At 71.8% G+C, this 21,875-nt stretch carries 17 protein-coding genes and 1 pseudogene; 12 read left to right on the top strand and 6 right to left on the bottom strand.

From position 1 onward, the window contains the following. From mmuM to argF, 3 genes are all read left to right on the top strand, one after another. The gene (gene mmuM / locus N4G70_RS17760) at positions 1 to 1,020 is read left to right on the top strand and encodes a homocysteine S-methyltransferase (RefSeq protein ID WP_399035941.1); all 1,020 of its coding nucleotides are present in this window, start codon (positions 1 to 3) and stop codon (positions 1,018 to 1,020) included. A 366-nt stretch (positions 1,021 to 1,386) separates the two neighbouring features. Further along, complete coding sequence (locus tag N4G70_RS17755) at positions 1,387 to 2,619, top strand: arginine deiminase (protein WP_261713628.1); 1,233 nt, start codon at positions 1,387 to 1,389, stop codon at positions 2,617 to 2,619. A gap of 85 nt (positions 2,620 to 2,704) precedes the next feature. Further along, the gene (gene argF, locus N4G70_RS17750) at positions 2,705 to 3,706 is read left to right on the top strand and encodes an ornithine carbamoyltransferase (protein ID WP_261713627.1); all 1,002 of its coding nucleotides are present in this window, start codon (positions 2,705 to 2,707) and stop codon (positions 3,704 to 3,706) included. A 63-nt stretch (positions 3,707 to 3,769) separates the two neighbouring features. Here argF and N4G70_RS17745 read toward each other — a convergent pair whose 3' ends face one another. Further along, positions 3,770 to 4,213, bottom strand: coding sequence for an ATP-binding protein (locus tag N4G70_RS17745; RefSeq protein WP_261713626.1), 444 nt, complete (start codon positions 4,211 to 4,213; stop codon positions 3,770 to 3,772). A 276-nt stretch (positions 4,214 to 4,489) separates the two neighbouring features. On the opposite strand from N4G70_RS17745, the gene N4G70_RS17740 reads away from it, so the two are divergent. The 3 genes from N4G70_RS17740 to N4G70_RS17730 all read left to right on the top strand — a co-directional run bounded on the left by N4G70_RS17740 (position 4,490) and on the right by N4G70_RS17730 (position 8,203). Continuing rightward, on the top strand, positions 4,490 to 5,317 hold the full coding sequence (locus tag N4G70_RS17740; protein WP_261713625.1) for an enoyl-CoA hydratase family protein: 828 nt from the start codon (positions 4,490 to 4,492) through the stop codon (positions 5,315 to 5,317). 2 nt (positions 5,318 to 5,319) lie between these two features. Beyond that, positions 5,320 to 7,617, top strand: a complete 2,298-nt coding sequence (locus N4G70_RS17735) for a bifunctional salicylyl-CoA 5-hydroxylase/oxidoreductase (RefSeq protein ID WP_399035827.1) — start codon at positions 5,320 to 5,322, stop codon at positions 7,615 to 7,617. 130 nt (positions 7,618 to 7,747) lie between these two features. Further along, on the top strand, positions 7,748 to 8,203 hold the full coding sequence (locus tag N4G70_RS17730; RefSeq protein WP_261713623.1) for a tellurite resistance TerB family protein: 456 nt from the start codon (positions 7,748 to 7,750) through the stop codon (positions 8,201 to 8,203). A 97-nt stretch (positions 8,204 to 8,300) separates the two neighbouring features. On the opposite strand, the pseudogene N4G70_RS17725 reads toward N4G70_RS17730, so the two are convergent. The 3 genes and pseudogenes from N4G70_RS17725 to N4G70_RS17715 all read right to left on the bottom strand — a co-directional run. Beyond that, positions 8,301 to 8,447: pseudogene (locus tag N4G70_RS17725) on the bottom strand (BlaI/MecI/CopY family transcriptional regulator); the annotation flags it as partial. 25 nt (positions 8,448 to 8,472) lie between these two features. After that, positions 8,473 to 9,342, bottom strand: coding sequence for a PaaX family transcriptional regulator C-terminal domain-containing protein (locus N4G70_RS17720; protein WP_261713622.1), 870 nt, complete (start codon positions 9,340 to 9,342; stop codon positions 8,473 to 8,475). Between the two features lie 4 nt (positions 9,343 to 9,346). Beyond that, the gene (locus N4G70_RS17715) at positions 9,347 to 10,963 is read right to left on the bottom strand and encodes an AMP-binding protein (RefSeq protein ID WP_261713621.1); all 1,617 of its coding nucleotides are present in this window, start codon (positions 10,961 to 10,963) and stop codon (positions 9,347 to 9,349) included. 111 nt (positions 10,964 to 11,074) lie between these two features. Between N4G70_RS17715 and N4G70_RS17710 the strand changes: the two genes are divergently transcribed. Then, on the top strand, positions 11,075 to 12,184 hold the full coding sequence (locus N4G70_RS17710; protein ID WP_261713620.1) for an acyl-CoA dehydrogenase family protein: 1,110 nt from the start codon (positions 11,075 to 11,077) through the stop codon (positions 12,182 to 12,184). Then, entirely contained in the window at positions 12,181 to 12,579 is a 399-nt protein-coding gene (locus tag N4G70_RS17705) for a RidA family protein (RefSeq protein ID WP_261713619.1), read from the top strand. The genes N4G70_RS17710 and N4G70_RS17705 overlap by 4 nt, the downstream gene beginning before the upstream one ends. A 58-nt stretch (positions 12,580 to 12,637) precedes the next feature. Here N4G70_RS17705 and N4G70_RS17700 read toward each other — a convergent pair whose 3' ends face one another. Continuing rightward, the gene (locus tag N4G70_RS17700; RefSeq protein ID WP_261713618.1) at positions 12,638 to 14,005 is read right to left on the bottom strand and encodes an aminopeptidase P family protein; all 1,368 of its coding nucleotides are present in this window, start codon (positions 14,003 to 14,005) and stop codon (positions 12,638 to 12,640) included. 176 nt (positions 14,006 to 14,181) lie between these two features. Between N4G70_RS17700 and N4G70_RS17695 the strand changes: the two genes are divergently transcribed. From N4G70_RS17695 to N4G70_RS17685, 3 genes are read left to right on the top strand one after another with little or no spacing between them, the layout of a single operon-like run. Then, positions 14,182 to 15,090, top strand: coding sequence for a dihydrodipicolinate synthase family protein (locus N4G70_RS17695; RefSeq protein ID WP_261713617.1), 909 nt, complete (start codon positions 14,182 to 14,184; stop codon positions 15,088 to 15,090). Between the two features lie 20 nt (positions 15,091 to 15,110). After that, on the top strand, positions 15,111 to 16,112 hold the full coding sequence (locus N4G70_RS17690) for a proline racemase family protein (protein ID WP_261713616.1): 1,002 nt from the start codon (positions 15,111 to 15,113) through the stop codon (positions 16,110 to 16,112). Continuing rightward, the gene (locus tag N4G70_RS17685; RefSeq protein WP_315904265.1) at positions 16,109 to 17,092 is read left to right on the top strand and encodes an ornithine cyclodeaminase family protein; all 984 of its coding nucleotides are present in this window, start codon (positions 16,109 to 16,111) and stop codon (positions 17,090 to 17,092) included. The genes N4G70_RS17690 and N4G70_RS17685 overlap by 4 nt, the downstream gene beginning before the upstream one ends. On the opposite strand, the gene N4G70_RS17680 is transcribed toward N4G70_RS17685, so the two are convergent. After that, entirely contained in the window at positions 17,089 to 18,615 is a 1,527-nt protein-coding gene (locus tag N4G70_RS17680; protein ID WP_261713615.1) for a UDP-N-acetylglucosamine 1-carboxyvinyltransferase, read from the bottom strand. The genes N4G70_RS17685 and N4G70_RS17680 overlap by 4 nt on opposite strands. 411 nt (positions 18,616 to 19,026) lie before the next feature. Between N4G70_RS17680 and N4G70_RS17675 the strand changes: the two genes are divergently transcribed. Beyond that, a complete protein-coding gene (locus N4G70_RS17675) occupies positions 19,027 to 21,822 on the top strand; it encodes an aconitate hydratase (RefSeq protein ID WP_315904264.1) in 2,796 nt (931 codons plus the stop codon). The last annotated feature ends 53 nt before the right edge of the window (positions 21,823 to 21,875 follow it).

The following is a 21,875-nucleotide window of genomic DNA, read 5'->3' as shown; positions in this document are numbered from 1 at the left end:
GTGCGCCCCGCCCGGACACTCGCAGCGGCCCTCGCGCAGGGACCGGTGGTCCTCGACGGCGGCCTGTCCAACCAACTGGAGTCCCAGGGCTGCGACTTGAGCGACGAACTGTGGTCGGCCCGGCTGCTCGCCGACGACCCGCGGCAGATCCAGGAGGCGCACACCGCCTATGCCCGGGCGGGCGCCCAGGTGCTGACCACCGCCTCCTATCAGGCCACCTTCGAGGGCTTCGCCCGTCGAGGACTGAGCCACCAGGAGGCGGAGCTGCTCTTGGCCCGCAGCGTTCAACTGGCGCGCACGGCAGGGGCGTTGTGCCCGGCGGCCGACCCTGCCGGGGAGGATCCGCATGGGGTGGGTGGGGGCGCGGGGGGAGGGGTGGGGCGGGGGAGGGGGGAGGGGGAGGCCCCCCAGAACCCCGCCCCACCCCCCACCCCCTGGGTGGCCGCCTCCGTCGGCCCCTACGGCGCCTTCCTGGCCGATGGCAGTGAGTACCGGGGCCGTTATGGGCTGAGCGTGCGGGAGCTGGAGCGGTTCCACCGGCCTCGCATCGAGGCGCTGGTGGCGGCCGGTCCTGATGTCCTGGCGTTGGAGACGGTGCCGGATGTCGATGAGGCGGAGGCACTGTTGCGGGCGGTGGAGGGGTGCGGAGTGCCGGTGTGGCTCTCGTACAGCATCGCGGGTGGGCGCACCCGGGCCGGTCAGGATCTGGCGGCGGCGTTCGCCCTGGCGGCGGGGTGGGACCAGGTGATCGCGGTCGGGGTGAACTGCTGTGACCCCGCGGACGCGGACCGGGCGGTGCCGCTCGCGGCGTCGGTGACCGGAAAGCCGGTGGTGGTCTACCCGAACAGTGGCGAGCGCTGGGACGCGGTGGGGCGGCGCTGGACGGGCGGGGCGAGGTTCGAGGCGGCGCGGGTGGCGGAGTGGACGGCGGCGGGGGCGCGGCTCGTCGGCGGGTGCTGCCGGGTGGGCCCGGCCGAGATCGCGCGGTTGGCGGCCCGGGTGGGGGAGGGGCCGGGGTAGGCGCGCCGGCCCGTCCGTCGAGCGGGTGTGGGCAGTCCCACCCGCTCACCCGGCGCGAGGCACTGCCCGGCCCGGGACAACCACGGCCCGCCGCCCCGCCGCCCCGGGTCAACGTCGGCCCGCCACCCCGCCACCCCGCCGCCCCGGGGGTCAACCCTCGACGGCCGCCCCTCGTCCCCCACCCCCGCCACCCCGACGCCCTGCCCGCCTGCCGTCGCCGCGACGACCCGCCCCCCGCCGCCCCGGGCCAACGGCGGCCCGCCACCCTGCCCCCCCGCCACCCCGACCTCCCCCACCCCCCCCAAATCCGGCAGTCGGCGCCGTGTTCGCCGGGTGAGCGGGGTCGGTGCGGGACAGGATGGGGGCATGGGATTCCATGTCGATTCCGAGACCGGGCGGCTGCGCCGCGTCATACTGCACCGGCCAGATCTGGAGCTGAAGCGCCTCACGCCCAGCAACAAGGACGCGCTGCTCTTCGACGACGTGCTGTGGGTGCGTCGGGCCAGACAGGAGCACGACGGGTTCGCGGACGTGCTGCGCGACCGGGGGGTGGAGGTGCATCTCTTCGGGGATCTGCTGTGTGAGTCGTTGCGGATCCCCGAGGCCCGGGCGCTCGTGCTGGACCGGGTCTTCGACGAGAAGGAGTACGGGCCGCTGGCGACGGGGCATCTGCGGGCGGCGTTCGAGGACTTGGCGGCGGCCGATCTGGCGGAGGCCCTGGTCGGCGGGATGACCAAGCGGGAGTTTCTGGAGGGGCATCCCGAGCCGACGTCGGTGCGCTTCCACGCGATGGATCTGGACGACTTCCTGCTGGGCCCGCTGCCGAACCATCTGTTCACGCGTGACACCTCGGCCTGGATCTATGACGGTGTCTCCATCAACGCGATGCGCTGGCCGGCCCGGCAGCGCGAGACCGTGCACTTCGAGGCGATCTACCATCACCATCCGCTGTTCAAGGGCGCGCAGGCGGGTCCGTTCAACATCTGGTCGCAGGGGCAGAGCGACTATCCGTCCACCATCGAGGGCGGCGACGTCCTGGTGATCGGGAACGGCGCGGTGCTGATCGGGATGAGTGAGCGGACCACCCCGCAGGCGGTGGAGATGCTCGCGCGCGGTCTGTTCGCGGCGGGCTCGGCGCGGACCATCGTGGCGCTCGACATGCCGAAGCGGCGGGCGTTCATGCATCTCGACACGGTGATGACGATGGTGGACGGAGAAACCTTCACTCAGTACGCGGGCCTGGGCATGTTGCGCTCGTACACGATCGAGCCGGGCGCGGGCGAGCAGGAGCTGAAGGTCACCGATCATCCGCCCGAGCACATGCACCGTGCGATCGCGGCGGCTCTGGGTCTGGACCGGATCCGGGTGCTGACCGCCACCCAGGACGTGCATTCCGCCGAGCGTGAGCAGTGGGACGACGGCTGCAATGTACTGGCGGTGGAGCCGGGGGTGGTGGTCGCGTACGAGCGCAATGTCACGACCAATACGCATCTGCGCAAGGAGGGCATCGAGGTGATCGAGATCCGGGGCAACGAGCTGGGACGGGGGAGGGGCGGCCCGCGCTGCATGAGCTGTCCGGTCGAACGCGATGCCGTATAGTGATGCGCTCCTACGTATAGAATTCCAGTACTGACTGGACGTCGCCGTCGCCGCCGTCCCCTATCCGCCCCCAGGAGCCGCCACCATGGCGATAGATCTCGCAGGCCGCCACTTCCTCAAGGAGCTGGACTTCACGGCCGAGGAGTTCCTCGGGCTCGTCACCCTTGCCGCCGAACTCAAGGCCGCGAAGAAGGCGGGCACCGAGGTGCAGCGGTTGCGCGGCCGCAATGTCGCGTTGATCTTCGAGAAGCCCTCGACGAGGACGCGCTGCTCCTTCGAGGTGGCCGCGGCCGACCAGGGCGCGTCGACGACGTACATCGACCCGGCCGGCTCGCACATCGGCAAGAAGGAGTCGGCGCGCGACTCGGCCCGGGTCCTTGGCCGGATGTTCGACGCGATCGAGTTCCGGGGCGATGCGCAGGAGACCGTCGAGACCCTCGCCGCCCACGCGGGAGTGCCGGTCTACAACGGTCTGACCGACGACTGGCACCCCACCCAGATGCTCGCCGACATCCTCACCGTCACCGAGCACACCGACAAGCCGCTCGGCGAGGTCGTGTTCGCCTATCTGGGGGACGCCCGCTTCAACATGGGCAATTCCTACCTGGTCACCGGCGCCCTGCTCGGCATGGACATCCGGATCGTGGCCCCGAGGGCCTACTGGCCGGCCGAGGACGTCATCGCGCAGGCGCGCGAGGCGGCCGCGGTCAGCGGCGCTCGCGTGACCCTGACGGAGTCCGTCGAGGAGGGCGTTGCCGGCGCGGACTTCGTCGCCACCGACGTCTGGGTCTCCATGGGCGAGCCCCAGGAGATCTGGGACGAGCGGATCAAGGCGCTCACCCCGTACGCGGTGACCATGGACGTGCTGCGCGCCACCGGCAACGCGGGCGTCAAGTTCCTGCACTGCCTGCCCGCCTTCCACGACCTCGGCACCCAGGTCGGCCGCGACATTCACGAGCGGTACGGGCTGAGCGAACTCGAAGTGAGCGACGAGGTCTTCGAGTCGGCGGCGCACTCGGTCGTCTTCGACGAGGCGGAGAACCGGCTGCACACCATCAAGGCGGTCATGGTCGCCACCCTGGGATGAGCCCGAGGAGCGCGGCCGCCCGCAGGGCATGCGCCCGGACGGGGCCCCGATGGGTGCGGCCCGTCAGTCGCGGCGGCTCGGCAGGGTGAACCACACCGCCTTGCCGTGCGCGGTGGGGCGGTGGCCGCAGGCCGAACTCAGGGTGCGGATGAGCAGCAGGCCGCGGCCGTGCTCCTGCCAGGGGTCAGGATGGTGGATGGCCCCCGGGGCGGACAGGTCGCCCGGTGGCAGCGGCGAGTCGTCGTGCACCTCGACCTGACAGCCCGAGGACAGCAACTCCACCACCAGCTCGATCGGGGTGTCGCCCGGGGTGTGCTCGACGGCGTTGGTAACGAGTTCCGCGGTGAGCAGTTCGGCGGTGTCGCTGTCGGCGGGCGCGTCGATGTCCGCGAGCGCGGTACGCACCAGGGCGCGGGCGATCGGCACGGCGGCCGGGGTGTGGGGGAGCGAGATGCGCCACGCGGACGGGGTGGCGTCGTCGCGTTCGGGTCCGTGGGGCTCGGGCAAAGGGACGGGTCCGTTCGGGGTGTGGGGTGCGGGGACGCGCGGGTCGGGTGGTGCGCCCTGCTCTCCACGGTACGGAGCCGGTGCGCGGCCCCCTAGAGGCCCCCGGCGCTCGCCCTGGGGCCGTGGGGCACCGGGGGCTCGGGACCTTGGACCCTGGTCGCTCCGATCCGCGTATCGCGTACTCGTGACGACGGTCACGTACGAGTGATACGTTCGTCGGGAAGGCAGCAGAAGCAGTGGCGGCACTCTGCCGTCCCGCCGAAGGAGGCCGCCCGGATGAGCCCCTTTCCCAGCTCCGCACCGCCCACCGAGGACTGGCGCCATCTGCGGCTCTCGGTGGACGATGGGGTCGCGACCGTCACCCTGGCCCGGCCGGAGAAGCTCAACGCGCTCACCTTCGGCGCCTACGCCGACCTGCGCGACCTGCTCGCCCAGCTGTCCCGGGAACGCTCGGTGCGCGCCCTGGTGCTGGCCGGGCAGGGGCGCGGTTTCTGCTCGGGCGGCGACGTCGACGAGATCATCGGCGCCACCCTGTCGATGAACACCGCCGAACTCCTCGACTTCAACCGCATGACCGGTCAGGTCGTGCGTGCCATCCGCGAATGCCCCTTCCCCGTGATCGCCGCGCTGCACGGAGTGGCCGCCGGCGCGGGCGCGGTGCTCGCCCTCGCCGCCGACTTCCGCGTCGCCGACCCCACGGCACGGTTCGCCTTCCTGTTCACCAAGGTGGGCCTGTCCGGAGGTGACATGGGGGCCGCCTATCTGCTGCCCCGCGTCGTCGGCCTCGGCCACGCCACCCGTCTGCTCATGCTCGGCGAACCCGTACGTGCCCCCGAGGCCGAACGGATCGGCCTGCTCAGCGAGTTGACGGCCGAAGGCGCCGCGGACACCCGCGCCGCCGAACTCGCCCGCCACCTCGCGGACGGCCCCGCACTCGCCCACGCGCAGACCAAGGCGCTGCTCACCGCGGAACTCGACATGCCGCTCGCCGCCGCCGTGGAACTGGACGCGGCGACGCAGGCCCTGCTGATGAACGGCGAGGACTACGCCGAGTTCCACGCGGCCTTCACCGAGAAGCGCCCCCCGAAATGGCAGGGACGCTAGCGATGCCGACTCCGGGCGCCGGGCGCGCCCCGCTGCGCATCGCCGTCATCGGCGGCGGCCCCGGCGGCCTCTACGCGGCGGCCCTGCTCAAACGGCTCGACCCGGCCCGCTCCATCACCCTGTGGGAGCGCAACGCGCCCGATGACACCTTCGGCTTCGGGGTGGTGCTCTCCGACGAGACACTCGGCGGGATCGAGCACGCGGACCCGGCCGTCTACCAGGCGCTGCGCGCCGAGTTCGTCCGCTGGGACGACATCGACATCGTGCACCGGGGCCGCACCCTCACCTCCGGCGGCCACGGCTTCGCCGCTCTCGGACGGCGCAGGCTCCTGGAGCTCCTGCACGAGCGCTGCCGGTCGCTCGGCGTCGATCTGCGCTTTCGCGCCGAGGCGCCGCCCGCCGCCGAACTCGCCGCCTCCTACGACCTGGTGGTCGCCGCCGACGGGGTGCACAGCCTCACCCGCCAGGCGCACGCCGCCCACTTCGCGCCGCGCATCACCACGCACCGCTGCCGCTACATCTGGCTCGCCGCCGACTTCGCCTTCGACGCCTTCCGCTTCGAGATCGCCGAGACCGAACACGGGGTGATGCAGCTCCACGGCTACCCCTACGCGGCCGGCTCCTCCACGGTCATCGTCGAGATGCGGGAGGAGGTGTGGTCGGCCGCCGGATTCGACGCGCTCGGCGAACAGGCCTCCGCCGACCAGTGCGCCAAGATCTTCACGGACGCCCTCGGCGGACGCCCCTTGCGCGGCAACAACTCCTCATGGACCGCCTTTCGCACCGTCGTCAACGAGCGCTGGTCGTACGGCAATACGGTGCTGATCGGCGACGCGGCCCACACCGCCCACTTCTCGATCGGCTCCGGCACCAAGCTCGCCGTCGAGGACGCCCTGGCCCTGGCCGCCTGCATCGAGGAGCAGCGCGACCTGCCCGCCGCCCTCGGCGCGTACGAGAGCGAACGCCGGCCCGTCGTCGCCTCCACCCAGCGCGCCGCCGCCGCGAGCCTGCGCTGGTTCGAGGAGCTGGCGCACCATCTCGGCCAACCCGCCCGGCAGTTCGCCTTCAACCTCCTCACCCGCAGCCGGCGGGTCACCCACGACAACCTCCGGCTGCGCGACCCCGCCTTCACCGACACCGTCGAGGCGGAGTTCGGCTGCCCACCGGGCACCCCTCCCATGTTCACCCCCCTGCGCCTGCGCGGTCTCGAACTGAAGAACCGCGTAGTGGTCTCGCCCATGGACATGTACTCCGCGGTCGACGGCGTACCCGGCGACTTCCACCTCGTCCACCTCGGCGCCCGCGCGCTGGGCGGCGCCGGCCTGGTCATGACCGAGATGGTGTGCGTCAGCCCCGAAGGCCGGATCACCCCGGGCTGCGCCGGCCTCTACACCCCCGAACAGGCCGCCGCCTGGCGGCGGATCGCGGACTTCGTCCACCAGCAGGCGCCCGGCACCGCCTTCGGCGTCCAGCTCGGCCACTCCGGGCGCAAGGGCTCGACCAAGCTGATGTGGGACGGCATGGACCAGCCGCTGGACACCGGCAACTGGCCCGTCACCGCCGCCTCCCCGCTTCCGTACCGGCCGGGCGTCAACCAGGTCCCGCACGCGCTGGACCGCGCGGGGCTCACCGCCATCCGCGAGCAGTTCGCGGCCGCGGCCCGGCGGGCCGCCCAGTGCGGATTCGACCTGCTCGAACTGCACTGCGCGCACGGCTACTTGCTCTCCGGGTTCCTCTCCCCTCTCACCAATCAACGGACGGACAGCTACGGCGGTTCCCTCACCGCCCGGCTGCGCTACCCCCTCGAAGTCTTCGACGCGGTACGCGAGATCTGGCCCGCGGACCGGCCCATGACGGTCCGCGTCTCCGCCACTGACTGGGCCGAGGGCGGCACCACCGCCGAGGACGCCGTCGAGATCGCGCGGGCCTTCGCCGCGCACGGTGCCGACGCCATCGACGTGTCCACCGGCCAGGTCGTCCCCGACGAGCGCCCCGAGTTCGGCCGCTCCTACCAGACCCCGTACGCCGACCGGATCCGCAACGCCCTCGGCGTTCCCGTCGTCGCGGTGGGCGCCATCTCGTCCTGGGACGACGTCAACTCCCTGCTCCTGGCGGGCCGCGCCGACCTGTGCGCGCTGGGCCGCCCCCACCTGTACGACCCGCACTGGACCCTGCACGCGGCCGCCGAGCAGGGCTATGCCGGCCCCGGCGCGAACTGGCCCCTGCCCTACCGCGCGGGCAGCCGCACACCGCCGGCGGGCCGCACGGACGCCCCGAGGCCACGACTGCGCCTGAAGTGACGGTTCGGAGAACTCCGGGAACCGAAGAAACCCCCGAAACCCCCGAAACCGAAGAAACCGGGAACCATTGGCGCGGCTCGTCAGTTTCTACAGTGCTGTAGAAGTTCGACGACACGCATGGAGAAGCACCATGGCCCTCTGGGACCGCCTGAAGGAATCCGCCACCACGATGCAGACGCAGCTCGTGGCCAAGAAGAACGACTTGAAGAGCGGCGCCTTCCGCGACGCCAGTATGGCGATGTGCGCCCTGGTCGCCGCCGCCGACGGTTCCATCGACCCCGCCGAGCGGCGCCGAGTGGCCCAACTCATCGGCTCCAACGAGGTGTTGCAGAACTTCCCGGCCGCCGATCTGCAGCGCCGCTTCGACGACGGCCTCGACAAGCTGGCCGCCGACTTCGACTTCGGCAAGGTGAGCCTGTTGCAGGAGGTCGCCAAGGCGAAGAAGAAGCCGGCCGAGGCGCGTGCCGTCATTCAGATAGGCATCGTGATCGGCGGCGCGGACGGCGACTTCGACAAGACGGAGCAGGCCGTCGTCCGCGAGGCCTGCTATGCGCTCGGCCTCGCGCCGGCGGAGTTCGACCTGTAGAGCCGCGGCGCGGTAACCGCACACAAAGGGCGAGCGCTCCGAGCCCCGACGCGCGCGACGGGCGACACACCGCCGTCCGGCCCCCGGCGCCGCCGCATCAGCGCGAGGCCTCGCCGAGCACGGCCCGCAGCAGCCTCTCGTCGTCCGGTGAGAGGCCGCTGACGAAGCGGGCGAGCACCGCTTCGTGGCCGGGCTCGGCGTCGAGGGCCTCGCGCATGCGGCGGGCGGCGACGCCTGCTCCGTCACGTCGTCATCGTACGAGGCGGCCCTTACGGCCCGCCGTGCCGCGCACCGCGCACGAACGCGGCGCCCGCGTCACGCAGCAGCCCGTGCAGGCGGCCGAACACCTCGGCGGAGCGGCCGCCGGGCCAGTCCTCGGGGAGGAGTTCGGCGGGCAGGCCCGGGTCGGCGTACGGAAGCCGGCGCCAGGAGTCCAGGGCGAGGAGGTAGTCACGGTAGGCGGCCTCCGCGTCCGGCCCCGCGTCGGGCCCCGCGTCGGGCCCCGCGTCCTCGCGCGCCGCGGACGGCCGGGACTCCCAGGCGCGCAGCACCGGTTCGTGCCGGTCGAGGAAGTCCTCGTGCTGCTTGGCGATGGCGGGCAGGTCCCACCAGCGGGCGACGGCCTCGGCGGTGGGAGCGAAGCCGAGGTGCTCCCCCCTGAACAACTCGACGTACGGGGCGAGTTGGAGGCGCTCCAAGGTGTGCCGGGCCTCGTCGTGGAGCCGGGCCGGGGCGAGCCACACGCCGGGCGCCGCCGTGCCGAAGCCGAGCCCGGCCAGGCGCGAGCGCAGCACATGCCGTTTGCTGCGCTCCGACTCCGGGACGGAGAACACCGCGAGCACCCAGCCGTCCTGGGACCGGGGCGCGGGGTGGGCGTAGATGCGCCGGTCGCCGTCGTCCAGGAGCTGGCGGGCGTCGGCCGAGAGGGCGTAGCCCGCGGCCCCCGCCGCGGTGGGACGTGCCTCCAGCAGCCCGCGCCGTTTGAGCCGCGACACCGACGAGCGCACGGAGGGCGCGTCCACACCGACCGCCGCGAGCAGCCGGATCAGTTCGGCGACCGCGAGGGAGCCGGAGGTCTCACGCCCATAGGCGCCGTACAGGGTGACGATCAGGGATCGGGGGGTGTGCGACTCGGCCACGCGATCACTCTAGTTCCCGCAGCCGGAAGCGCTGGAGCTTGCCGGTGGGCGTGCGCGGGAGTGCGTCGAGGAAGACGATCTCGCGCGGGCACTTGTAGGGAACGAGCTGCGCCTTCACGAAGTCGCGCAGCAGCGCCGCCGTCTCCTCGTCGCGCGCCACCCCCGGCCTCACCACGCAGTAGGCGACGGCGACATGGCCGCGCCGTTCGTCGGGCCGGCCCACCACCGCCGCCTCGGTGACGTCGGGGTGGCGCAGGAGCGCGTCCTCCACCTCGGGGCCCGCGATGTTGAATCCCGCGGAGATGATCATGTCGTCGGCGCGGGCCACGTACCGGAACCAGCCGTCGCTCTCCCGCACATAGGTGTCACCGGTGATGTTCCAGCCGTCGCGTACGTAGGCGCGCTGGCGTTCGTCGGCGAGATAGCGGCAGCCGACCGGCCCGCGCACCGCGAGCAGCCCGGGCTCACCGTCGGGGACGGGTCGCCCTTCGCCGTCGACGACGCGTGCCTGCCAGCCGGGGACGGGCCGGCCGGTGGTGCCGGGCCGGATGTCCTCGTCCGCCGCCGAGATGAAGATGTGCAGGAGTTCGGTGGCGCCGATCCCGTTGATGATGCTCAGGCCCGTGCGCTCCCGCCAGGCCCGCCAGATCGTCTCGGGAAGGTTCTCGCCGGCCGACACACAGCGCCGCAGGGCGCCCAGATCATGGCCGTCGAGCTCCTCCAGCATCGTCCGGTAGGCGGTCGGCGCGGTGAACAGGACCGTCACGCGGTGCCCGGCGAGTGCGGGCAACAACCGGCGCGGGCCCGCCTGTTCGAGGAGCAGGGCCGAGGCGCCGGCCCGCAGCGGGAAGATGACGAGACCGCCGAGCCCGAACGTGAAGCCGAGCGGGGGGCTGCCCGCGAAGAGGTCGTCGGGTGTCGGCTTCAGCACCTGCCGGGCGAAGGTGTCGGCGATGGCGAGCACATCGCGGTGGAAGTGCATACAGCCCTTGGGGCGGCCCGTGGTGCCCGAGGTGAAGGCGATCAGGGCGACGTCGTCCGCCGAGGTGTCCACGGCCGCGTACCGCCCGGCGGGCGCCCGTTTGATCAGGCTCAGGAGGTCGCCGGGCCCGTCCCCGCCGTACGCCGTGATGCGCAGGCCCGGCGCCTGGGCCCGCTCCAGGTCGTCCAGGACCCGGGCGTCGCACAGGGCGTGGCTGATCCGCGCGAGGGAGCACATGACGCCCAGCTCGCGGGCGCGCTGCTGGGCCAGAACGGTGACGGCGACCGCGCCCGCCTTCATCACGGCCAGCCAGCAGGCGGCCAGCCACGGTGTGGTCGGGCCGCGCAGCAGCACACGGTTGCCGGGCACGACCCCGAGCTCCCCCGTCAGGACATGCGCGATCTTGTCGACCCGGTCGCGGAGCTCCCGGTAGGACCAGACCTCGCCTTCGCCGGTGCGGAACGCGGGGCGGTCCGGGCCGAAGCGCTCGATGGTGGCGTCCAGGAGTTCGGCTCCGCAGTTGAGCCGGTCCGGGTAGTGCGGCCCCGGCGGTCCGAGCACCAGGTGCGGCCACTGGTCGGTGGGCGGCAGGTGGTCGCGGGGAAAGGTGTCGGCGTGCGCTGAGGTCTTCAGCTCCATACGGGATCGCCCCCTTGTCGCCTCTGGAGCGTATCGTTTGGGTGACGACAGTCAACAGTTCGCGATAGGGCGGTCGCTGCCGTCGCCCGAGCCGAGTGGGAAGGGGTGGCCATGCCCGGATTCGCGCTGGAGCCGGACCAACGGGAGTGGTGCGCCGAGCTGAGGACGCTCGCCGGTCAGCGGCTGCGTCCCCTTGCGGAGAAGGGTGAGCCCGCAAGGGTCAACCGGCCACTCGTCGAGGCGCTCGGGGCCCACGGGCTGCTCGCCCGCCTCTTCGACTCCGGGGCGCTCGATCTGTGCCTGATGCGGGAATCGCTGGCATACGCGTGCACCGAGGCGGAGACCGCGCTCGCCCTCCAGGGCCTGGGCGCCCACCCGGTCGCCGCGTACGGGAGCCCGGCCCAGCGCGAGCGCTGGCTGCCCGAGGTGACGGCGGGCCGCGCCATCGCCGCCTTCGCACTGAGCGAACCGGACGCGGGATCGGACGCGGCGGCCCTGAGCCTCAACGCCGTTGCGGACCAAGGGGGTTGGCGCCTGACCGGCCGGAAGTGCTGGATCTCCAACGCCCCCGAGGCCGACTTCTACACCGTCTTCGCCCGCACCACGGCGGACGCCGGCGCGCGCGGAGTGACCGCCTTCCTGGTCCCCGCCGACCGGCCAGGGCTCACCGGCGCCGCGCTCGACATGCTCTCCCCGCACGCCATCGGCAGCCTCGACTTCGACGGCGTGCCCGTCGGCGCGGACGACATCCTGGGCGAACGCGACCGGGGCTTTCGCGTGGCGATGAACACGCTCAACCTGTTCCGGCCCAGCGTCGGCGCGTTCGCCGTGGGCATGGCACAGGCGGCCCTCGACGCCACCCTCGCCCACACGGCGACCCGCACCGCGTTCGGCGGCCCCCTCAAGGACCTCCAGGCCGTCGCCCACCAGGTCGCCGACATGGCCACCCGCACCGAGGCCGCGCGCCTGTTGGTGTACGCGGCGGCCGCGGCCCACGACCGGGGCGATCCGGGCATCGCGCGCGGCTCGGCCATGGCGAAGCTATTCGCCACGGAGACCGCGCAGTACGTCGTCGACACGGCCGTCCAGCTGCACGGCGCCCGCGCGCTGCAACGCGGGCATCTCCTGGAACACCTCTACCGTGACGTTCGCGCGCCCCGCATCTATGAAGGGGCGAGCGAAGTGCAGCGCACGATCATCGCGAAGGAGCTCTACCGGTGAGCCTGGATCGAGTGAACCCCGCCGGGCTGTCCCCGGCGAGCGGCTTCAGCCACGCCGTCGTCGCCACCGGGTCGCGCCTGGTGTTCCTCGCCGGGCAGACCGCGCTCGACGGTGACGGCACGGTGGTGGGCGCCACCCTGCCCGAGCAGTTCCGTACCGCGCTGACCAATCTCCTCGCGGCGCTGGACGCGGCGGGGGGTTCCCCGCGCGATCTGGCCCGGGTCACGGTGTACGCGACCGACGTCGGGGACTACCGGGACAAGGCCCGCGAACTGGGCGCGATCTGGCGGGAGTTGGCCGGACGCGACTATCCGGCGATGGCGGTGATCGGAGCGGTGCGGCTGTGGGACAGCCAGGCCCTGGTCGAACTGGACGGGTTCGCGGTCCTGGACTGACCACCGTTGCCGACCGCCCCCGGGCAACAACTGGCCGCCCCGCGCAAACGGGCCGACGTCAGGCCAGCAGCTCGCCCATCCACTCCTCCACCCCGGCCACCGACCTCGGCAGCGCGCCCGACATCAGCCGCGCGCCGGTCTCCGTGATCACCAGGTCGTCCTCGATGCGGACGCCTATGCCGCGCAGCTCGGGCGGCAGGGTCTCGTCGTCCGGCTGGAGGTAGAGGCCCGGCTCGACCGTCAGGACCTGGCCCGCTTCCAGGACGCCGTCCAGATAGGTCTCGGCCCGGGCCTTCGCGCAGTCGTGCACGTCGAGGCCGAGCATGTGCCCGCTGCCGCACAGGGTGTAGCGCCGGTGCAGCTCGCCCGACGCGCTCTTGAGGACGCCCCACTCGGCGAGCCCCTCCGCGATCACCGCCATCGCGGCCCGGTGGAAGTCGCGGAAGGCGGCCCCCGGCCGCAGCGCCGCGATGCCCGCGTCCTGGGCGGCGAGGACCAGTTCGTACACCTGGCGCTGGACGGGGGAGAAGCGGCCGGTCAGCGGGAGCGTGCGGGTGATGTCCGCCGTGTACAGGGTGTCCGTCTCGACACCCGCGTCCAGGAGCAGCAGGTTCTCGGGGTCGAGCCGGCCGTCGTTGCGGATCCAGTGCAGCACGCAGGCGTGGGCCCCCGACGCGGCGATCGTCTCGTACCCGGTGCCGTTGCCCTCGGCCCGCGCCCGCGCCCCGAAGACGCCTTCGAGCAGGCGCTCGCCCCGCGCGTGGGCCAGTGCGCGTGGCAGAGCGCGGACGACGTCCTCGAAACCGGCGGTGGTGTGGTCGATCGCCAACTGGAGCTGGGCCACCTCCCATGCGTCCTTGACCAGCCTCAACTCGCTGAGCGCGGCGGCGAGTTCGGGGTCGTCGGCGGCGTTGCGGCCGGGCGGCAGCGCCTTCAGGCCGTCCACATGGGCGCAGCGCAGGCCCGTCAGGCGCTCGGTCTCGGCGAGGTCGGGGCGCCGGCCCACCCAGAACTCGCCGTACCGGCGGTCGCGGTAGAACTCGTCGTCGCCGCCGGCCCGTGGCGAGCGGGGCCGCACATACAGCACCGCCTCGTGGCCCGAGCCGGACGGTTCCAGGACCAGCACATGGCCGGGCTGGTCCTCGCCGGTGAGGCCGGTCAGCCAGGCGTAGGCGCTGTGCGGCCGGAAGCGGTGGTCGCAGTCGTTGGAGCGGACCCGCAACTCGCCCGCGGGCACGATCAGTCGCTCGCCCGGAAAACGGGCGGACAGCCGTGCCCGCCGGTGCGGAGTGACCTCGAAGCCGGGCACCCGGGTGTCCCCGGGCAGCGGGGTGGGGTCCCAGCCATCGCTCATGAAGGCGGCGAGTTCGGGCCCGACGGGAAGGTCGTGGCTGCCGGTGTTGGGGCGTGCGGGGTGCTCGGCCATCGGGACTCCTGTCCATGCCAGTGCAATTTCACATTACTATGTCACAGCTCGGGCGGCCGGGATGGGTGAACAAGTGGCGCCCCGCGCAAGCGGTTTGAGGTGATCGGCGTCGGGGCTCTTGTGGGCGGCGCCCATGGCTCAGTAAAATGTCACACACCACACTAGGGAGTTCGACCATGACCTCTGCAACACCCCGGCGCATCCGGCCCTGGCACGGAATCCTCGTCGCGACCGCGCTACCCCTGCGCGAGGACCTTTCCGTCGACTTCACCTCCTACGCCCAGCACGTGCGCCGGCTCATCGACAGCGGCTGTGACGGTGTCGTGCCCAACGGCTCGCTCGGCGAGTACCAGACCCTGTCCGACGAGGAGCGCGCCCGCGTCGTGCACACCGCCGTCGAGGCGGCGGGCGACGGCGAGCGCGTGATGGTCGGCGTCGCCGCCTACGGCAGCACCGAATCCCGCCGCTGGGCCGAGCAGGCCGCCGACGCGGGCGCGGGCTCCGTGCTGCTGCTGCCCCCGAACGCCTACCGCGCCGACGAGCGCTCGGTGCGGGCCCACTACGCGGAGGTCGCCAAGGCGGGCCTGCCCGTCGTCGCCTACAACAACCCGTACGACACCAAGGTCGACCTCACCCCCGACCTGCTCGCCCGGCTGTACGCGGACGGCAGCATCGTCGCCGTCAAGGAGTTCAGCGGTGACGTCCGCCGGGCCTACGAGATCGCCGAACTCGCCCCGGAACTCGACTTGTTGGCGGGCGCGGACGACGTGCTGCTGGAGCTGGCGCTGGCCGGGGCGGTCGGCTGGATCGCCGGCTACCCCAACGCGCTGCCCGCCTCCTGCGCCGAGCTCTACCACGCCGCCGTCGCGGGCGACCTGGCCACCGCCCGCCCCCTGTACCGCGCTCTGCACCCGCTCCTGCGCTGGGACTCCAAGACCGAGTTCATCCAGGCCATCAAGCTCTCCATGGACCTGGCGGGCCGGCCCGGCGGTCCCGTGCGGCCGCCCCGCCATCCGCTGACGCCGGAACGGGACGCCGTGGTGCGCGCCGCCACCGAGAAGGCGCTCGCCGAAGGCCACAAGTAGCCCTGGAGGAAGGCGAATTCATGCGGACCCGACACGTCTACCACGCGGTCGACTCGCACACCGAGGGCATGCCGACCCGCGTCATCACCGGCGGACTCGGCGTCATCCCCGGCGCCACCATGGCCGAGCGCCGGCTGTACTTCCTGGAGCACCTCGACCACATCCGTACGCTCCTGATGTACGAGCCGCGCGGCCACGCCGCGATGAGCGGGGCGATCCTCCAGCCGCCGACCCGGCCCGACGCCGACTACGGGGTCCTCTACATCGAGGTCTCCGGACTGCTCCCGATGTGCGGCCACGGCACGATCGGGGTGGCCACGGTGCTGGTGGAGACCGGCATGGTGGCGGTCACCGAGCCCGTCACCACCGTCCGCCTCGACACCCCGGCCGGCCTGGTGAGCGTGGACGTACGGGTCGAGGACGGCGAGGCCCGCTCGGTCACCCTGACCAACGTCCCCTCCTTCTGCCTCGCCCTGGACCGCAAGGTGACCGTGCCCGGCCTCGGCACGGTCACCTACGACCTGGCCTACGGGGGCAACTTCTACGCCTTCGTCGAACTCGACGCGCTGGGCCTGCCGTTCGCGCGCGACCACAAGGAGGAGCTGCTCGGCGCGGGGCTCGCCATCATGAACGCCATCAACGCCGCCGAACCGCCGGTGCACCCCGAGAACCCGCAGATCGCGGGGGTCAAGCACGTCTACCTCGCGGCCCCGGGCTCCGACGCCACCCGCTCGCGCCACGCCATGGCGATCCACCCGGGCTGGTTCGACCGCTCCCCGTGCGGCACCGGCACCTCCGCGCGCATGGCCCAGCTGCACGCCCGCGGCGAACTCCCCCTCCACCGCGACTTCGTCAACGAGTCGTTCATCGGCACGGAGTTCACCGGCCGGCTCGTCGAGGAGACCACGGTCGGCCCGCTCCCCGCGGTCGTGCCCACGGTCACCGGGCGGGCCTGGATCACGGGGACCGCCCAGTACTTCCTGGACCCCACGGACCCCTTCCCCGAAGGCTTCCTGCTGTGATCCACCTGGGCGCCGACGACCTCGCGGCGCTGCTGACTCCTGCGGCGGCGGCCGAGGCGCTGGCCGGGGCCCTGCGGGCGGGCCTCGACCCGGAAGGATGCCCCGAGCGCTCCAACACCCCCGTTCCAGCAGGCGAGTTGCTGGTCATGCCGGCCGCCTCCGCGACGTACGCGGGAGTGAAGGTGGCCGGCGTCGTGCCCGCCAACCCGGCCCGCGGGCTGCCCCGCATCACCGGCAGCTATCTACTCCTGGACGGGCCGACGCTGCTCCCGCTCGCCGTGCTCGACGGGGCCGCGCTGACCACGCTGCGCACTGCGGCTGTCTCGGCCCTGGCGATCGACGCGCTCGCGGAGGCGGACGCGGCCCGCCTGGTCCTGTTCGGCGCGGGCCCCCAGGCGTACGCCCACCTCGAATCCGCCCTGACCACAAGGGAGTTGACCCAGGTGACGGTGGTGTCACGGACGTCCGCCCGGGCCGAGCGGCTGGTGGCGTACGCCCGCGAGCTGGGCCTGGAAGCCCGCACCGGTAGCCCCGCCGATGTGGCGTTCGCCGATCTCGTCATCTGCTGCACCACCGCCCACGAGCCGCTCTTCGACGGCCGCCGGATCCCCGCCCATGCCACGGTCGTCGCGGTCGGCTCACACCGGAGCGCCGTCCGCGAAACGGACTCGGAACTGGTGCGCCGCTCCTCGCTCTGGGTGGAGGCCCGCACGGCCGCCCTGCGCGAGGCGGGCGACCTGCTGATCCCGCTGGCCGAAGGCGTGATCACCGAGACCGACATCACGGGCACCCTCGCCACGCTGGTGGGCGAAGGAGTGCGACCCCCCACCGACCGGCCGCGGCTCTTCAAGAGCGTGGGCATGGGGTGGGAGGACCTGGTCGTGGCGGGGGCGGCGCACGGGGCTCTCGCCGGCGCCCGGGACGCCCTCCCGGACCTGTCGGTGCCGGGGGAGGCGGGCCGGGCGCGGCGCGAGTTCTAGATGTCCCGGAAGATCTCGATCTGCGCCCCCACCGAGTTGAGCCGCTCGGCGAGATCCTCGTAACCCCGGTTGATGACATACACATTGCGCAGCACCGACGTGCCCTCCGCCGCCATCATGGCGAGCAGGACCACCACGGCGGGGCGCAGGGCCGGGGGGCACATCATTTCGGCGGCGCGCCAGCGGGTGGGGCCCTCCACCAGGACCCGGTGCGGGTCGAGGAGTTGGAGGCGGCCGCCGAGGCGGTTGAGGTCGGTGAGGTAGATCGCGCGGTTGTCGTACACCCAGTCGTGGATGAGCGTCTTGCCCTGGGCCACCGCCGCGATCGCCGCGAAGAACGGCACGTTGTCGATGTTCAGGCCGGGGAACGGCATCGGGTGGATCTTGTCGATGGGCGCCTCCAGCTTGGAGGGGCGCACCGTGAGGTCGATCAGCCGGGTGCGCCCGTTGTCGGCGGGGTACTCGGCGGTGCGGTCGTGGTCCAGGCCCATCTCCTCCAGGACCGCGAGCTCGATCTCCAGGAACTCCACCGGGACCCGACGAATCGTCAGCTCGGACTCGGTGACGACGGCCGCGGCCAGCAGGCTCATCGCCTCGACCGGGTCCTCGGAGGGGGAGTAGTCGACGTCGACGTCGATGTCGGCGATGCCGTGCACGGTCAGGGTGGTGGTGCCGATGCCCTCGACCCGGACGCCCAGCGCCTCCAGGAAGAAGCACAGGTCCTGGACCATGTAGTTGGAGGAGGCGTTGCGGATGACGGTGACGCCGTCGTTGCGGGCGGCGGCCAGCAGCGCGTTCTCGGTCACGGTGTCGCCGCGCTCGGTCAGCACGATCGGGCGGTCGGGCGCGGTGCGCGCCACCTCGGCGTGGTAGATCCCCTCGGTGGCCGTGATGTCCAGGCCGAACCGGCGCAGCGCGATCATGTGCGGCTCGATGGTGCGGGTGCCGAGGTCGCAGCCTCCGGCGTAGGGGAGCCGGAAGCGGTCCATGCGGTGCAGCAGCGGGCCGAGGAACATGATGATGGAGCGGGTGCGGCGGGCGGCGGCCGCGTCCATCGCGTCGAGGTCGAGTTCGGCCGGCGGGACGATCTCCAGGTCGGTGCCCTCGTTGATCCAACGGGTGCGCACACCAATGGAGTTGAGGACCTCCAGGAGCCGGTAGACCTCTTCGATGCGGGCCACCCGGCGCAGCACGGTGCGGCCCTTGTTGAGCAGCGAGCCGCAGAGCAGCGCGACACAGGCGTTCTTGCTCGTCTTGACGTCGATCGAGCCCGAGAGCCGGCGGCCGCCGACGACCCGCAGATGCATGGGGCCCGCGTAGCCGAGCGAGACGATTTCGCTGTCGAGCGCTTCCCCGATGCGCGCGATCATCTCAAGGCTGATGTTCTGGTTCCCGCGCTCGATGCGGTTCACGGCGCTCTGGCTGGTGCCCAGAGCCTCGGCCAACTGCGTCTGTGTCCAGCCCCGGTGCTGCCGGGCGTCACGGATGAGCTTGCCGATGCGTACGAGGTAGTCGTCTGCCATAGGGGCAGGTTATCTCAGATATGAGATGACGCTCGCGCCCAAGGGGGCCAACGGGGTGAGGGACCGTCAATTCCGATCGTGCGACTTCCGTACGGGAGCCGCAAACGGAACGAGTCCATCCGAGTCGTGCATTCTCCGCATGCCGGGCGTGTCGGATGCCTCCACAGTGGGACCCGGAGGTGAACGTGGCGTGCGCCACGAAGGGCGTGCCGGGCGGCCCGGCGGCGCCGCCCGCGCATGACCTACCGGCGGCCATGTACTAGAGTTATCTCGACATCGAGATATCTACCGAGGCGCACCGCAGCCGACGCTCGGTAAGGGTTACCTAACTTAGCCTTACCTCAGCGGATCGACAACACGTCGTGGCGGCAGGATTGTGGTGGAACGCGCACATCAATGAAGGAGACTGTCGTGTCGGCGAACAGCTTCGACGCCCGCAGCACGCTGCGCGTGGGCGACGAGTCGTACGAGATCTTCAAGCTGGACAAGGTCGAGGGCTCCGCGCGCCTCCCCTACAGCCTGAAGGTTCTCCTGGAGAACCTGCTCCGCACCGAGGACGGCGCGAACATCACCGCCGACCACATCCGGTCGCTCGGCACCTGGGACTCCCAGGCCCAGCCCAGCGAGGAGATCCAGTTCACGCCGGCCCGCGTGATCATGCAGGACTTCACCGGTGTGCCCTGCGTCGTGGACCTCGCCACCATGCGTGAGGCCGTCAAGGAGCTCGGCGGCGACCCGGCGAAGGTCAACCCGCTCTCCCCGGCCGAGCTGGTCATCGACCACTCCGTCATCGCCGACAAGTTCGGCACCAAGGAGGCGTTCGCGCAGAACGTCGAGCTGGAGTACGGCCGCAACAAGGAGCGCTACCAGTTCCTGCGCTGGGGCCAGACCGCCTTCGACGACTTCAAGGTCGTCCCGCCGGGCACCGGCATCGTCCACCAGGTCAACATCGAGCACCTGGCCCGTACGGTCATGGTCCGCAATGGCCAGGCCTACCCGGACACCCTCGTCGGCACCGACTCGCACACCACCATGGTCAACGGCCTCGGCGTGCTCGGCTGGGGCGTCGGCGGCATCGAGGCCGAGGCCGCGATGCTGGGCCAGCCGGTCTCGATGCTCATCCCGCGCGTCGTCGGCTTCAAGCTCACCGGTGAGCTGAACGCGGGCACCACCGCCACCGACCTCGTCCTCACCATCACCGAGATGCTGCGCAAGCACGGCGTCGTCGGCAAGTTCGTCGAGTTCTACGGCGAGGGTGTGGCGGCCACGAGCCTCGCCAACCGCGCCACCATCGGCAACATGTCGCCGGAGTTCGGCTCCACCGCCGCGATCTTCCCGATCGACGACGAGACCCTCAAGTACCTGCGCCTGACCGGCCGCGACGCCCAGCAGGTCGCGCTCGTCGAGGCGTATGCCAAGGAGCAGGGCCTCTGGCTCGACCCGGCCGCCGAGCCCGACTTCTCCGAGAAGCTGGAGCTCGACCTCTCCACGGTCGTCCCCTCCATCGCCGGTCCCAAGCGCCCCCAGGACCGCATCGTCCTCGCGAACGCCGCCGAGCAGTTCGCCAAGGACGTCCTCAACTACGTCGAGGTGCCCACCGTCCAGGCCGGCACCGCCGCCTCCCCGGTGGACGAGGCGAGCGACGAGTCCTTCCCGGCCTCCGACGCCCCGGCCTACGGCAGCCAGGAGAACGGCGCGGGCGCCCCGCAGCACGCCGAGGGCACCGGCGCCACCGTCCCGGCGAACCCGGTCACGGTCACCGCCGCCGACGGCACCACCTTCGAGATCGACCACGGCGCGGTCACCGTCGCGGCCATCACGTCGTGCACCAACACCTCGAACCCCTACGTCATGGTCGCCGCGGCCCTCGTCGCGAAGAAGGCCGTCGACAAGGGCCTGACCCGCAAGCCGTGGGTCAAGACCACCCTCGCCCCGGGCTCGAAGGTCGTCACCGACTACTTCGACAAGGCCGGTCTCACCCCGTACCTCGACAAGATGGGCTTCAACCTCGTCGGGTACGGCTGCACCACCTGCATCGGCAACTCCGGTCCGCTGGACGAGGAGATCTCGAAGGCGATCAACGAGCACGACCTCGCGGTCACCTCGGTGCTCTCCGGCAACCGCAACTTCGAGGGCCGGATCAACCCCGACGTCAAGATGAACTACCTGGCGTCCCCGCCGCTGGTCGTCGCGTACGCCATCGCCGGTTCGATGAAGGTCGACATCACCACCGAGGCGATCGGCACCGACACCGAGGGCAACCCGGTCTACCTCAAGGACATCTGGCCCACCGAGGCCGAGGTCAACGACGTGGTGGCCAACGCCATCGGCGAGGACATGTTCAACAAGTCCTACCAGGACGTCTTCGCGGGTGACGCGCAGTGGCAGTCGCTGCCGATCCCGACCGGCAACACCTTCGAGTGGGACACCGAGTCCACCTACGTCCGCAAGCCCCCCTACTTCGAGGGCATGACGATGGAGACCACCCCGGTCTCCGACATCGAGGGCGCCCGCGTCCTCGCGAAGCTGGGCGACTCGGTCACCACCGACCACATCTCCCCGGCCGGTGCGATCAAGGCCGACACCCCGGCCGGCAAGTACCTCACCGAGCACGGCGTCGAGCGTCGCGACTTCAACTCCTACGGCTCGCGCCGAGGCAACCACGAGGTCATGATCCGCGGCACCTTCGCCAACATCCGCCTGCGCAACCAGATCGCGCCGGGCACCGAGGGCGGCTTCACCCGCGACTTCACCCAGGCCGACGGTCCGGTCTCCTTCATCTACGACGCGTCGCAGAACTACCAGGCCGCCGGCATCCCGCTGGTCATCCTGGCGGGCAAGGAGTACGGCTCGGGCTCGTCCCGCGACTGGGCCGCCAAGGGCACCGCGCTGCTCGGCGTCAAGGCCGTCATCGCCGAGTCCTACGAGCGCATCCACCGCTCGAACCTCATCGGCATGGGCGTCCTCCCGCTCCAGTTCCCCGAGGGCGCGACCGCGGCCTCGCTCGGCCTGACCGGCGAGGAGACCTTCTCCTTCACCGGCGTCGAGGAGCTGAACAACGGCACGACCCCGCGCACCGTCAAGGTCACCACCGACACGGGCGTCGAGTTCGACGCGGTCGTCCGCATCGACACCCCCGGCGAGGCGGACTACTACCGCAACGGCGGCATCATGCAGTACGTGCTGCGCAGCCTGATCCGCAAGTAGGAACGGGCCCGGCAGCGGGAACGAACGACAGGGCCGCACTCCCCGGAAGGGGG

The organism is Streptomyces sp. ASQP_92 (assembly GCF_025399895.1).
Taxonomy (GTDB): Bacteria; Actinomycetota; Actinomycetes; order Streptomycetales; family Streptomycetaceae; genus Streptomyces.
Note: the sequence above shows the minus strand (reverse complement) of the source record. Positions and strands in the feature narration are given on the sequence as shown.